The sequence below is a fragment of the Streptomyces sp. NPDC005962 genome, from assembly GCF_040629205.1.
GTDB lineage: Bacteria > Actinomycetota > Actinomycetes > Streptomycetales > Streptomycetaceae > Streptomyces.
This window is the reverse complement of record NZ_JBEXVE010000002.1, coordinates 324,127-339,281: the sequence shown is the minus strand read 5'-3', so window position 1 is coordinate 339,281 and position 15,155 is coordinate 324,127. Positions and strand designations below refer to the sequence as shown.

At 71.8% G+C, this 15,155-nt stretch carries 4 protein-coding genes; 3 read left to right on the top strand and 1 reads right to left on the bottom strand.

From position 1 onward, the window contains the following. The first annotated feature begins 61 nt into the window (after positions 1–61). The 3 genes from ABZ370_RS05115 (at position 62) to ABZ370_RS05105 (ending at position 13,684) form a co-directional block, all read left to right on the top strand. Positions 62–2,284 carry a family 43 glycosylhydrolase gene (locus ABZ370_RS05115; RefSeq protein WP_358616616.1) on the top strand — a complete coding sequence of 741 codons (2,223 nt, stop codon included), beginning with the start codon at positions 62–64 and terminating at the stop codon, positions 2,282–2,284. A gap of 48 nt (positions 2,285–2,332) precedes the next feature. Then, entirely contained in the window at positions 2,333–5,437 is a 3,105-nt protein-coding gene (locus ABZ370_RS05110; protein WP_358616613.1) for a glycoside hydrolase family 2 TIM barrel-domain containing protein, read from the top strand. A 63-nt stretch (positions 5,438–5,500) separates the two neighbouring features. Further along, entirely contained in the window at positions 5,501–13,684 is an 8,184-nt protein-coding gene (locus tag ABZ370_RS05105) for a type I polyketide synthase (protein ID WP_358616611.1), read from the top strand. Here the strand turns inward: ABZ370_RS05105 and ABZ370_RS05100 are convergent. Then, complete coding sequence (locus tag ABZ370_RS05100) at positions 13,663–15,117, bottom strand: glyceraldehyde-3-phosphate dehydrogenase (protein WP_358616609.1); 1,455 nt, start codon at positions 15,115–15,117, stop codon at positions 13,663–13,665. The genes ABZ370_RS05105 and ABZ370_RS05100 overlap by 22 nt on opposite strands. Positions 15,118–15,155 lie beyond the last annotated feature (38 nt).

Here is a 15,155-nt window from a genome sequence, read left to right as displayed (position 1 = left end):
ACTGGACACACTCCGGTGCAACCAGCTCAACAGAACCCACCAGACTCCCACAGGATGTGTCATGGGTCCCCGCTCCGCCCGCATGCTCCTCGTGCCGCTGCTCGCCCTGCTCACGCTGGTGACGAGCATCTTCACCGCTCCGCCCAGCCCCGCGCTGAGCGGAGCGCCGTCCGCTGCGCCGTCGAAGCCCAAGTACGCCGGGTATCTCTTCACGTACTTCACCGGTGAGGGCACCGCCGACGGCGAACAGATACGGATGGCGCTCAGCCGCGGCAACGATCCCCTGAACTGGCGGGAGTTGAACGCCGGGAAGCCCGTCCTCACCTCCGGCCTCGGCGAGAAGGGCCTGCGCGACCCCTTCGTCATCCGCTCCCCCAAGGGCGACCGGTTCTATCTGATCGCCACCGATCTGCGGATGTACAAGAACAGCAGCGGCAGCTGGGACCAGGTACAGCGCACCGGCAGCAAGTCGATCATGGTGTGGGAGTCGAAGGACCTCGTCAACTGGACCGACCAGCGCCTGGTCAAGGTCTCCCCGGACACCGCGGGCAACACCTGGGCGCCCGAGGCGTACTACGACGACAAGCTCGGCGCATACGTCGTCTTCTGGGCCTCGAAGCTCTACGCCGAGGACGACCCGGACCACTCGGGCTCGACCTACAACAAGATGATGTACGCGACGACGAAGGACTTCCGCAGCTTCAGCGAGCCCAAGGTGTGGAACGACCCCGGCTATTCGGTCATCGACTCCACCGTCATCAAGGACAAGGGCTCCTACTACCGCTTCACCAAGGACGAGCGCGACCCGTCCTCCGGCACCCCCTGCTCGAAGTTCATCACGGCCGAGAAGTCCACCTCGCTGACGAACACCTCGTACGACTTCGTCTCCGACTGCATCGGCAAGGACGCGATCGACCGCGGCGAGGGACCGACCATCTTCAAGTCGAACACCGAGAACAAGTGGTATCTGTTCATCGACGAGTTCGGCGGCCGTGGCTACATCCCCTTCGAGACCACCGACCTCAGTTCCGGCAAGTGGACCCCGTCCACGAACTACCAGCTGCCCGCCAGCCCCCGCCACGGCACGGTGCTGCCCGTGACCCAGGCCGAGTACGACCGGCTGCTGCGCACCTATCCCGCATCCCAGGCGGCGCCCGCCGATGTCACGGCGAAGGGCCAGAAGGGGTACGCGATCGTCACCGAGGCGGCAGCCAAGGCCGTGCTGCCGATGGACCCCAAGGCTGATCTGCGGCGGCTGGCACCCCGCTTCGCGCTCCCGGCGGGTGCCACCCTCAGCCCGCCCTCGGGCACCCGGCGGGATTTCCGCAAGGCCCAGAAGTACACGCTGACGTCCGCCGACGGAACAACCCATGACTGGACCGTCGAGGCCGTGCCGATGCGCAGCCCCATCCTGCCCGGACTCAACGCCGACCCGGACATCCAGTACGCCGACGGCCGCTACTGGATCTATCCCACGACGGACGGCTTCCGCGGCTGGGGCGGCACCAAGTTCAAGGCGTACTCCTCGAAGGACCTGGTCCACTGGAAAGACCACGGGGTGATCCTGGACCTCGGTCCGGATGTCGCTTGGGCGGACAAGTACGCGTGGGCGCCCGCGATGGCGAAGCGCGACGGCAAGTACTACTTCTACTTCTGCGCCGAACAGCAGGTCGGCGTCGCGGTCGCCGACTCCCCCGCAGGGCCCTTCAAGGACGCGCTGGGCAAGCCGCTGGTGCCCAAGGGCCAGCTGGACGGCCAGATGATCGACCCGTCGGTGTTCACCGACGACGACGGCCAGGCCTATCTGTACTGGGGCAACGGCCAGGCCTACGGTGTGCCGCTGAACGACGACATGACGTCGTACGACCCCGCGAAGATGCGCAAGTTCACCCCGGACAACTTCCGGGAGGGCTCCTTCGTGGTCAAGCGCAAGGGCACCTACTACCTGATGTGGTCCGAGGACGACACCGGCAGCGAGAACTACCACGTCGCGTACGCCACCGGCTCGTCGCCGATGGGTCCGTGGACCAAGCGGGGCACGATCCTCTCCAAGCGCCTCGACTACGGCATCAAGGGGCCCGGCCACCACTCGGTGGTGAACGTCCCCGGCACGGACGAGTGGTACATGGCCTACCACCGGTTCGCCGTCAACGGCCCCGGCACGGCGGGCGGTGACGGTACCCACCGGGAAACCACCATCGACCGCATGGAGTTCGCGGCCGACGGAACGATCAAGCCGGTGGTGCCGACCCTGGAATCGATCGACCCGCTCCGCCGACCCTGACGCCGAAGCCGAAGCCGACGTCATCACCATCGAGGAGAGGAGATCGCCGTGGCGGTCACCCGAAGATCGTTACTGATCGCAGGCACCGCCACCCCCATGGCCGGGGCGCTCGCCACGGCCACCCCCGCATCCGGCGCGGCCCCGTCCCGCGCCCTGGGGGGCCGGACCCTTCCGCTGCTCGACGGCTGGCGCTTCGCCCTGGTCAACCCCGGCGGGATCACCGACCCGACCGGGGAGTACGCCGACGCGCAGCAGCCCGGTTACGACGACTCCGCGTGGCGCGAGGTCGCCGTTCCGCATGACTGGAGCATCGAGCAGACCCCGACCACCGAGCACGGCACCAACGGCGGCACCGGCTACTTACCGGGCGGGCTCGGCTGGTACCGCAAGTCCTTCACGCTGCCGTCCGGGGTCGCGGGCAAGCGGATCTCCGTCGAGTTCGACGGGGTGTACATGGACGCGTACGTGTACTGCAACGGCAAGCTCGTCGGCAACCACCCCTACGGCTACACCGGGTTCGCCCTCGACCTCACCGACGTGGCGCACACCGACGGCACCCCCAATGTCCTCGCCGTCCAGGTCCGCAACCAGCTGCCCAGCAGCCGCTGGTACTCCGGCAGCGGCATCTACCGCCACGCCCGGCTCGTCATCACCGACCCCGTCCACGTGGCCCGCTGGGGCACCTACGTCACCACACCCGCCCCGAGCCAGGACCACGCCACCGTGCGGGCCCGGACCAGCGTGGTCAACGCATCGGACGACGAGCAGTCCGTGACCGTCGTCTCGACCCTCAAAGATCCCGGTGGGAAGACGGTCGCCCGGGCCCGCTCGACCGTCGGCGTCGGAGCGGGCGCCACCCGTGACGCCACCCAGGAGATGACGGTCGACAGGCCACGGCTGTGGTCCCTCGCGACGCCCCGGCTGTACACCCTGGAGACCGAACTGCTGGTCGGGGACCGGACCACCGACCGCTACCGCACTCCGTTCGGCATACGCCACATCACCATCGACCCCGACCAGGGGCTGACGGTCAACGGCGAGTACACCAAACTCCAGGGCGTCAATCTACACCACGACCTCGGAGCGCTCGGCGCCGCGTTCAGCACCGATGCGTTCGAGCGCCAGATGACGATCATGAAGAGCATGGGCGTCAACGCGCTGCGCACCTCGCACAATCCGCCCGCACCCGAGGTGGTCGAGGTGTGCGAGCGGCTCGGCATCGTCATGATGGTCGAGGCCTTCGACTGCTGGCGCACCGGCAAGACCGCCCATGACTACGGGCGCTTCTTCGACGAGTACTGCGAGGCGGACACCGCCGAGATGGTCGGCGCGGCCCGCAACTCCCCCGCGGTCATCCTGTGGTCCATCGGCAACGAGATCACCGACTCGACGAGCACGCCCGGTCTGGCCATGGCCCAGCGGATCATCGACGCCATCAAGCGGACCGACGACACCCGGCCGGTCGTCATCGGCTCCAACAAGTACCGCGGCGGCCCGCCCACCCCCGGTTCCGCCGCCGATCTGATGCTCGCCAAGGTCGACGGCCTGGGCCTCAACTACAACATCGCCTCCTCGGTGGACGCCCTCCACGCCCGCTATCCGCGGCTGTTCCTGTTCGAGTCGGAGACCTCCTCCGCGACCTCCTCGCGCGGGGCCTACCAGGAGCCTCAGCATCTCAACACGGCCGAGAACCAGACCCCGGGCAAGCGCGAGGCCTCCAGTTACGACAACAACATCGTCAATTGGGCGGCGAGTGGCGAGTACGAGCTGAAGAAGGAGCGCGACCGCCCGTTCCTCACCGGGCAGTTCCTGTGGTCCGGTATCGACTACATCGGCGAACCCACCCCGTACAAGGTGTTCCCGGTGAAGTCCTCGTTCTTCGGCGCGGTGGACACCGCCGGATTCCCCAAGGACGCCTACTACCTGTTCAAGAGCCAGTGGACCAGTGAGCCGATGGTCCATCTGGTGCCGATGAACTGGACCGATCACCGGCCGGGTGAGGACGTCGAGGTCTGGGCCTACGCCAACGTCGACACCGTCGAACTCTTCCTCAACGGCGACTCGCTCGGCGTACGCCACTTCGACACCAAGAAGACCACCGACGGCCGCACCTACCTGGAGACCACCGAAGCCACCGGCGACGACAAAACCGTCACCACCGGCGCCTACCCGGGCAGCTACACCAGCCCCAATGGCAGCGCCGGAAAACTCCACCTCACCTGGAAAATCCCCTTCGCCCCGGGCGAGCTGAAGGCCGTGGCCCGACGAGGCGGACGAGTGGTCGCCACCGATGTGCTGCGTACCGCCGGACGCGCCCATGCCGTACGGCTCACCCCCGACCGTAAAACCGTGCACGCCGACGGCCGCTCACTGTCCTTCATCACCGCCGAAGTGGTCGACGCACACGGCACAGTGGTCCCCGACGCCGACCACCTCATCACCTTCGACGTCACCGGAGGCGCCCTGGCAGGCGTCGACAACGGCCAACAGGAAAGCGCCGAGCGCTACCAGGCCACCACCCGCACCGCCTACCACGGCAAAGCCCTGGCCATCATCCGCTCCGGCACCACACCCGGACACCTCACCATCACCGCCCGCGTGAAGGGGCTGCGCAAGGCCACCGCCACCGTCCGCGCCACCGGCGGAACATCCGAACAGGTCACTCCCACCCCGCCGTTCGCCCCCGACCCCGGCCCGGCCGCGCCCGGCTACCCGCTGGCCGACGCCAGCTACTCGGGCGCGCCCACCACGCTGCCCGCCGCCATGCTGGACGGCGACCCGGCCACCGGCTGGTCCAACGCCGTCGCCAAGGTCGCCACGTCGCTGCTCCCCGCGTTCGACGGGGCCAGGGAGGCCGACTGGGTCTCGCTGACCTGGGCCGCAAAGCGCCGGGTCCGTCGCGTCGAGGTGTCCTTCACCGTCGACGCGACCCACACCCTGCCCGCCTCGCTCACCGTCTCCGCCTGGGACGGCCACACCTATGTCCCGGTCCGGGGAACGGACATCACCTGGGCCGAGGCCTCCGGCGAACCGACAGTCATCACCTTCAGCGCGGTCCGCACCTCACGGCTCCGGCTGGACCTGGTCAGCCGGTACCCCGGGGAGGCCAAGGGCGCCCAGTGGATCACTAGGTTCGACGTCCTGGACGATTAGGACACCCCCAGCCACGGGAAGGGCGTATATCGGGTTTCGCCCGTTTCGGCTGGAGGGGTGGGGATGACGGAGGTTCGCGGGGAGTTTATCCGCGCATTGCCCGGTGTTCTGGAAGAGCATGCGCGGCGGGCGGGGGGCCGGACGGCGTTCCAGGACGCCCGGCGTGCGGTGACCTACGCGGCTCTGGAGGAACGTACCCGGCGGCTGGCGGGCCACCTGGCACGGCTCGGTGTGCGGCACGGCGACCGGGTGGCGCTCTGCCTGGGCAGCCGCGTGGAGATGATGGAGAGTTACCTCGCGGTGCTGCGGGCGGGGGCGGTAGGGGTGCCGCTCGATCCGCGGGCCACGGACGCGGAGCTGTCGTACGTCCTCGATGACAGCGGCGCGACGGCGGTCATCACCGAGGAGGCGCTGCTGCCGCGCATCGCCGGGCCCACTGACGGCCCGAAGCGATGGACGGTCGTGGTGGTGGCCACGGACCGCTTACCCGGCCATGCCCCCGCAGGGGCGGTGCTGTTCGAGGCGCTGGCCGGAACGGACCCGGGCGTTCCGCCCCGGGACGACCTCGGCCTGGACGAACCGGCGTGGATTCTCTACACCTCGGGCACCACCGGCGAGAGCAAGGGCGTGGTCTCCAGCCAGCGCGGCGCCCTGTGGTCGGTGGCGGCGGCCTACGTGCCGCGCTGGGACTTCCGGCGGCAGGACCGGATGCTGTGGCCGCTGCCGCTGCACCACGCCATGGCCCACTCGATGTGCCTGCTGGGGGTGGTCTCGGTGGGAGCGAGCGCGTACCTCCTCGACCGGGGCGCGAGCGTCGCGCGGGCGCTCGCCGAACGGCCGTACACCGTTCTGGCCGGAGTGCCCGCCACCTTCCATCTGCTGTTGGACACGGTGCGGAAGGGCGTACGGCCAATGCCCGGTCTGCGCCTGTGCGCCACCGGGGGCGCGCCGTGTCCCCCGGCGCTGCGGGCGGAGGCCGAGAAACTGCTGGGCGCGCCGCTGCTCGACACCTACGGCTCCACCGAGACCTGCGGGAAGATCACCGCCAACGGGCTCGGCGAGTTCCGCACCGACGACTCCAACGGTCTGCCGCTGCCGGGCGTCGAGGTGCGGGTGGTCCATCCCACGACCGGAGAGGATGTCGCCGACGGCGAGGAGGGCGAGCTGCGGGTCCGCGGCCCGAATCTGATGCTCGGCTACCACAACCGCCCGGACGCCACGGCCCGGGCCTTCCACGACGGCTGGTACCGCACCGGGGACCTCGGCCGCCGTCTGCCGCACTCCGGTATCCAGGTCACCGGCCGCCTCAAGGAACTGATCATCCGCGGCGGCCAGAACATCAACCCGCCCGAGGTGGAGCAGGTCCTGCTCGGCTGCCCGGACATCGCCGACGCGGCCGTCGTCGGCAGGCCGCACGACGTACTCGGCGAGGTGCCCATCGCCTTCGTCGTTCCCGGCTCCGGGTCCGGCGGTGTCGACACCGGGCGGGCGCTGGCCGCCTGCCGGGAGCGGCTGTCGGGGTTCAAGGTGCCCGACGAGGTGTACGAGACCGGTTCGGTACCCCGCACCTCCTCCGGCAAGCTCCTCCGGGCGGACCTGGTGCGACAGCTCACCGAACGCCTGACCACGGCGCGCGAGTCCGCCTCGGCCGCACTGCGCGAACGGCTGCTGCCGCTGCCTCCGTCCGGCCGGTACGACGCCGTGCTGCGCCTCGTCCTCGACGCCACGGCCCGCGTGTGCGACGTACCCGCACCCGGTCCGGAGCCGGACCGGCCCTTCACCGTGTTCGGGCTCGCCTCCCTGGGGGGCGTCCTGCTGCGGGACCGGCTCGGCGCGGCGACCGGCCTCGATCTGCCCGCGACCCTGGTGTTCGACCGGCCGACCCCGGCCGAGGTGGCGGATCACCTGCTCACCGCACTGTTCGGCGGAGCTACGGCGCGCCCGGCCAGAGTGCCGACGGCCGTAACGCCTCGTCCTTCCGCCGAGGAGCGCGAGGACCCGGTGGTCATCGTCTCCATGGCCTGCCGTTACCCCGGGGACGTGAACTCGCCGGAGGATCTGTGGCGGCTGGTCACCGAGGGGACGGACGCGACCTCGGACTTCCCCACCGACCGTGGCTGGGCTCTGCCGGGGCTCTTCGACCCCGATCCGGACCGGCTGGGCACCTCCGTCACCCGGCGGGGCGGATTCCTGCACCGGGCGGGCGACTTCGACGCGGCCTTCTTCGGAATGTCCCCGCGAGAGGCCCTGGCCACCGACCCGCAGCAGCGGCTGCTGCTGGAGACCGGCTGGGAGCTCCTGGAGCGGGCCGGTATCGACCCGGCAGAGCTGCGCGGCAGCGACACCGGCGTCTTCGCCGGGATCATGCACGGTGACTACGGCGGCCGGTTCAGCCACCACGGTGGGCACGAACTGGAGGCCCACCTCGCGCTGGGCTCGGCGGGCAGCGTGGCGTCCGGCCGCGTCGCCTACACCCTGGGCCTGCGCGGACCGGCCGTGACGGTGGACACCGCGTGCTCCTCGTCGCTGGTGGCGATGCACTGGGCGGCGCGGGCGCTGCGGTCGAAGGAGTGCTCGCTGGCGCTGGCCGGAGGCGTCACCGTCATGGCGACTCCCGGCCCGTTCGTCGCGTTCAGCAGGCTGCGGGGGCTGGCGCCGGACGGCCGGTGCAAGCCGTTCTCGGCGGCCGCCGACGGCACGGGGTGGGGTGAGGGAGTCGGTCTTGTGCTGCTGGAACGGCTGTCCGACGCCCGCCGCAACGGTCATCCCGTACTGGCCGTCCTCCGCGGCTCCGCCGTCAATTCCGACGGTCCGTCCAACGGGCTGACCGCGCCCAGCGGCCCGGCCCAGGAGCAGGTGATCCTGGGCGCCCTGGCGGACGCGGGGCTGTCCCCGGCCGACATCGACGGCGTCGAGGCCCACGGCACGGGTACCGCGCTCGGCGATCCCATCGAGGCGCGGGCGCTGATGGCCGCGTACGGTCCCGGCCGGACCGGCGGCCGGGCGCTGTGGCTGGGCGCGCTGAAGTCGAACATCGGACACAGCCAGGCCGCGGCCGGGGTGGCGGGGGTCATCAAGACCGTCCTGGCGATGCGTCACGGACGGCTGCCCCGCACCCTGCACACCGGCGAGCCGTCGCCCCGAGTGGACTGGTCGTCGGGCGCCGTACGGCTGCTGACGCGGGAGGAGGAGTGGCACCCGGCGCCCGGCAGCCCACGCCGAGCCGGGGTCTCGGCGTTCGGCATCAGCGGGACGAACGCGCACGTCATCGTGGAGGAGCCCGCCCCGGAAGACGCGGATCGGGCCGGGGCGGTCGGTACTCCGCTCCCGGAAGCCCCTGCCCGCAAACCGTCGTCGCCTCGCTTGCCGCTCTCGGCCGCTCCGCTGCTGCTCTCCGCCGCGAGCCCGGGGGCGCTGCGCGCGCAGGCCCGGCAGCTCGCGGCGCGTTTGCGCGCACACCCCGGAGCGGACCTGGCCGACGTCGCGTTCTCCCTGGCCACCACGCGCGCCACGCTCGCGCACCGGGCGGCCTTGCCCACCGGGGACGGTGCGGTGCCGCTGACCGCGCTGGACGCGCTCGCCACGGACGGGCCCCTCCCGGCGCCCGTGTCCGCCGGGCGGCTGGCCCTGATGTTCAGCGGGCAGGGCTCCCAACGGCACGGCATGGGACGGGAGTTGCACGCGGCATTCCCCGTCTTCGCCCGGGCCTTCGACGCCCTGTGCGAGCGGTTCGACGACGCCGGCGGGCTGGAGCGTCCGCTGCGCACCGTGCTGTGGGCCGGGCCGGACACCGGGGACGCCGGTCTGCTGGAGCGGACGGACTTCTCGCAGGCGGGCCTGTTCGCGTTCGAGGTGGCGCTGTTCCGGCTGCTGGAGTCCTGGGGGGTGCGGCCGGACTTCCTGGCGGGGCACTCCGTCGGTGAACTGGCGGCTGCCCACGCCGCGGGCATCCTGTCGGAAGCGGACGCCGTCGAGCTGGTCGGCGCCCGGGGGCGGCTGATGCGCCAACTGCCCACGGGCGGTGCCATGGTGACCCTGGACGCCGCCGAGGAGGAGGCGGCGGAAGCGCTGGCGGATCTCGCGAACAGCACGGACAGCGCCGACAGCGTCGCCATCGCGGCCGTCAACGCACCTCGGTCGGTCGTCATCTCCGGAGCGGAGGCGCCCGTCCTCACCGTCGCGGCGCGGTTCGCCGCGCGCGGCCGCCGCACCACGCGGCTCCGAGTCTCCCACGCCTTCCACTCCCCGCTGGTGGAGCCGATGCTCGCCGCGTTCGGCCGGGTCGCCGCCCGGCTGACGTACCGTCCTGCGCGCGTCCCCGTCGTACCGGCACTCACCGGGCGGGCGGGCGCGGGGAACGAACCGCACTCCGCCGCCTACTGGGTGCGGCACGCCCGTGAGACGGTGCGCTTCGGTGACGTCGTGCAGCGGCTGGCCCACGACGAGCGGGTGACCGCCTTCGTGGAGATCGGGCCCGGCGCGCAGCTCACCGCGGCGACCATGGCGGGCCTGGCCGGAACGGGTGAAGAGCCGGTGTGCACGGCCACGGTACGGCCCGGTGCGCCGGAACCGCGGACGGCTCTGGACGCGGTGGCCCAACTGCATGTGCGCGGCCTGCCGGTGGACTGGCGCCGGGTGTTCGCGGGCAGCGGTGCCCGGCGGGTGGACCTGCCGACGTACCCCTTCCAGCGGAAGCGCTACTGGCTGGCCGACACCGCCGGACCGGCGCCGGACACCGCCGGACCCGTACCCGCGCCGGACGGCCATCCGCTGCTGGACCGGATGACCACCGTGCCCGGCACCGAGCGTCTGCTGTGCACCGGCCAACTGTCCACGGTGGACCAGCCGTGGCTGCTCGATCACGTCGTCGCCGGCCACGTGCTGCTGCCCGGTGCCGCGTTCGCCGAGCTGGTGGTCCACGCGGGCGACGCGTGCGGTACGGAGGTGCTGGAGGACCTCGCGCTGCTCGCCCCGCTGGTGCTGCCCGTCGAAGGCGACGGCGTGCAGTTGCAGGTGGTCCTCGGAGAGCCGGACGCGTCCGGCCGCCGCTCCGCCGAGGTGCACTCCCGCCCCGCGGACTCCGGTGCGCTCAGTGCCTGGACCCACCACGCGACCGGGCGTCTCGGTCCGGCCACCGGGTCCCGTGGGCCCGCCCGCGACGCCACCGCGTGGCCGCCCCCGGACGCCGTACCCGTGGACCTCACCGGCGCCTACCGGCGGCTGGCGGACACCGGCTACGCCTACGGCCCGGCGTTCCAGGGGGTGACGGCCGTATGGCGGCGGGACGAGGAGCTGTTCGCCGAGGTGAGGCTCGCGGAACCGGTGGACGCGGACGCCCGGCGGTACGGTATCCATCCCGCCCTGTTGGACGCCGCCCTGCACACCCGGCTGCTCGCCGCACCGCCCGAGGGCGGCGGCGCCCGACTGCCCTTCGCCTGGCGCGGCATGACCCTGTTCGCCGGTGGTGCCACGGCCGTACGGGTGCGGATGCGCGCCACCGGCGAGGACACGGTCACCGTCGACCTCGCCGACCGTACGGGCCGTCCGGTGCTCCGGATTGACTCCCTCACCACCCGGCCGCTCCGGGACGCCGGGAAGGCGGCGGCCGGAACCCTGTACCGCCCCCGGTGGACCGGTATCCCGGCCGCCGCCGGACCGGACGCGCCCGCGCCGGTCGTGGCGGCGCCCGACGACCTGGGGCTGGGCTCGTTCCTTCCCGCCGGTGGCGGGGGCCCGGTCGTGGTCTCGCTCGCCGCCCCGTCCGGGCCCCCGGCTCCGCTCTCGTATTCGTCCTTCTCCGGGGGGCCGGTCGCGGACGCCCACGCGCTGACCGTCCGCGCCCTGGAGATGCTGCGGACCAGGCTGTCCGCCCCCGGGCCGCACCTGGTCGTGGTGGTGCGGGACGCCGCCGCCCCGTCGCCGGACCTGGCCGCCGCCACGGTGTGGGGGCTGCTGTGCACCGCCCAGTCGGAGTTTCCCGGCCGCCTCACCCTCGTGGACGTGGACGGGCGGCCGGAGTCGCTGCGTCTGCTGCCCGCCGCCATCGCCACGGGCAAGCCCCAGCTCGCCGTCCGGGAAGGCACCGTGCGCGTCCCCCGGCTGGCCGCCGCCCCGGCCCCCGCCGACGCGGCCACGCTCCACGGCACCGTGCTGATCACCGGCGGCACCGGGGCTCTCGGCGGGCTGCTGGCCCGGCACCTGGCCACCCGTCACCAGGTCGGCCGTCTGGTGCTGATCAGCCGCCGTGGCCCGGCGGCACCGGGCGCGCGGCGGCTGCGGGCCGCGCTGGAGGAGACGGGAACCCAGGTGGACGTGCTCGCGTGTGACGCCGCCGACCGCGACCGGCTCGCCACCGTGGTGGGGAAGTACGCACCGGACCTGACGGCGGTCGTCCACGCCGCCGGAGTGCTGGACGACGGCGTACTGGAGGCGCAGACGCCCGAGCGGCTCGCGGCCGTGCTCCGTCCCAAAGCGGAAGCGGCCTGGCATCTCCACGAGCTGACGCGGGATCTGCCGCTGTCGCACTTCGTGCTGTTCTCCTCGGCGGCCGGGCTGCTGGGTAACGCGGGCCAGGGCAACTACGCCGCCGCGAACGCCTTCCTGGACGGGCTCGCACTCCACCGCGCCGCGCTCGGCCTGCCCGCGCTCTCCCTCGCCTGGGGGCCCTGGGCGGAACGGCCGGAAACTGAAGACGGGATCGGGGAGGGGGACGGCGGCATGGCGGCTCGCACCGCCCGGGCCGGATATGGTCCGGTCCGCCCGGTCTCGGCCGCACAGGGCCTCGCGATGTTCGACACCGCGCTGGGCATGGACGAGGCGGTGCTGGCTCCGCTGCCGCTGGCCCCTGCCCGGGCCGCAGGCACCGCCGGGCCGCCGATCCCGCCGCCGCTTCGCGGGCTGATCCGCACCCCCCGCCCGGCCGCCCGGTCCGTGGCCGACGGTGCGGACACCGCCGAGGCGGCGGCACACCCGGCCGACTGGCGGAACCAGTTGGCCTCGCTGCCCGGGGCCGACCGGGCATCGGCTCTGCTGGCGCTGGTCCGCGAGGAGGCCGCCCTGGTTCTCGGCCACCCGGACGCGACCGATGTGGACCCCGGCGCCCACTTCGGCGAGCTGGGCTTCGACTCCCTCACCGGTGTCCTGCTGCGCAACCGGGTGAGTACGCTCACCGGTCTGCCGTTGCCCGCGACGCTGGCCTTCGACCGGCCCAGCGTCGCGGAGCTGGCCGACCACCTGCTCACGGAGCTGGGCCCCGCACTGCCCGCGACGCGCGCGCTGCCCGCCCTGCACGAAGAGCCGATGGCCGCCGAACCGGCACCGCACGCGCCGACCGCCCGACCGCCGCAGGCGCTCGCCTCTCTCTACCGGCGGGTGTGCCAGACCGGGGAGGTGGTCCAGGCGATGCACCTGCTGATGAACGCCTCGCTCGCCGTGCCCGTCTTCGACCGGGCCGACCGCGCCCGGCACACGCTCGCGCCACTGACCCTGGCCGGCGGTGACGAACGTACCGAGCACGCCGTCCTCGTCTGCTTCCCGGGCTTCTCCCCCGGCCCCGGCGGGCCCTGGTACCGGACGCTGGCCCGCTTCTTCGGCGGTGAGCGGGACGTCCTGGAGATCCAGCACCCCGGCGTCGCCCATGGGGATGCTGTCCCGCGTGACTGGGAGACTCTCGTGGATCTGCACGCCGCCACCGTGGAAGAGCACGTCGGGGACCGCCCGTATGTCCTTCTGGGCTACTCGATGGGCGGCTACCCCGCGCACTCGGTGGCGGCCCGGCTCACGTCGGCCGGTACACCGCCGTCAGGGCTCGTCATCGTGGACACCTACCACGTCACCCCGGACCGCGAGGACGAGCCCTGGCTGCTGGCCATGCCCGCACGCGTCCCCCTGGAGATGGGAGAGCGGTTCGATCTGGCCGTGGACGACATGTCCATGGCCGCACTCGGGGCCTACACCCGCATGACCCGTGGCTGGCGCCCCGGGCCGACCGGTGTCCCCACCCTGCTGGTCCGCGCCACCGAGCGGGTGCCGGAGATGCGGACCCACGGCGGGCGGGAGGCACACCACGGCGGTACGTGGCGCACCTCCTGGCGGGCGCCGTACGACACCGTGGACGTGCCCGGCGACCACTGGAGCATGACCGAGACCCACGCGCGGACGACGGCCGAGGCCATCCGCGCGTGGCTCACCGAACTCGGTACCGCGCCCCGTGCGGGGCGCGGGGATCAGACCACCGGGGCCGGGTAGGTCGGGTACTCCACGCCGGACACATGCTGGACGACGCGGATGACCTGGCAGGAGTAGCCGAACTCGTTGTCGTACCAGAGGTAGAGGATCGCGTTGTCGCCCTCGACCTTGGTGGCACCGGCGTCGATGATCGAGGCGTGGCGCGAGCCGATGAAGTCGCTCGACACCGCGTCGGGGGCGCTGATGAAGTCGATCTGGCGCTTGAGCGGCGAGGTCAGCGACACATCGCGGAGGTGGTCGAGGACCTCCTCGCGGGTGGTCTCGCGCGCGAGCTGGAGGTTGAGGATCGCGATCGAGACGTTCGGCACCGGGACGCGGATCGAGCTGCCGGTGATCTTCGCCTTGAGGTCGGGCAGCGCCTTGGCGACGGCGGAGGCGGCGCCGGTCTCGGTGATGACCATGTTCAGCGGCGCCGAGCGGCCGCGCCGGTCGGAGCTGTGGTGGTTGTCCAGCAGGTTCTGGTCGTTGGTGAACGAGTGGACGGTCTCCACGTGGCCGCGCTCGACGCCGTACTCGTCCGCCATCGCCTTCAGCGGCGGCACGATGGCGTTGGTGGTGCAGGACGCGCAGGACAGGATCTGCTCGTCCGGCTTGATCGTGTCGTGGTTGACGCCGTGGACGATGTTGGGAACGTCACCCTTGCCCGGCGCGGTCAGGACGACCTTGTCGATGCCGGGGCGCAGGTGCTTGGACAGGCCCTCGCGGTCGCGCCACTTGCCGGTGTTGTCGATGAGGATGGCGTTCTTGATGCCGTGCGCCGTGTAGTCGACCGCCGTCGGGTCGTCGGCGTAGATCACCTTGATCTCGTTGCCATTGGCGACGATCTTGCTGTTCGCCTCGTCGACGGTGATCGTGCCCTGGAACTGGCCGTGGATGGAGTCACGGCGCAGCAGCGAGGCGCGCTTGACGAGATCGTCGGCGGGCCGGCCGCCGCCTCCGCGGACGACGATGGCGCGCAGCCGCAGACCGTTGCCGGACCCGGCCTTCTCGATGAGCAGACGGGCCACGAGCCGCCCGATGCGGCCGAACCCGTAGAGGACGACGTCGCGTCCCTCGCGGCGCTCGATCTTGTTGGCGCCGGTGGCACCGGCCACGGCGTCGGCGGTGAAGTCCTCCACCGACAGACCGCGGTCGTCGGTCCTGTACGTGGCGGCGAGCATGCCGATGTCGATCTGGGACGGGCCGAGATCGAGCGTGGTGAGGGCCTGCAGGAACGGCAGCGTCTCGGTGACCGACAGTTCATCCCCGGCGATCTGCCGGGCGAACCGGTGGGTCTTGAGGATGCTGACCACCGACTTGTTCACCAGGGAGCGGCTGTGGAGCAGGATGTTGACGTCCCGCTCCCGGTGCAGCTTCCCGATGATCGGGATCATCGACTCCGCGATCTCCTCGCGGGTGTTCCAGTTGGTGAACGAGTCCTCGTTGACAGTCACAAGTTCATCTTTCGAGCTAGGCGGTGCTCAGATGGTAA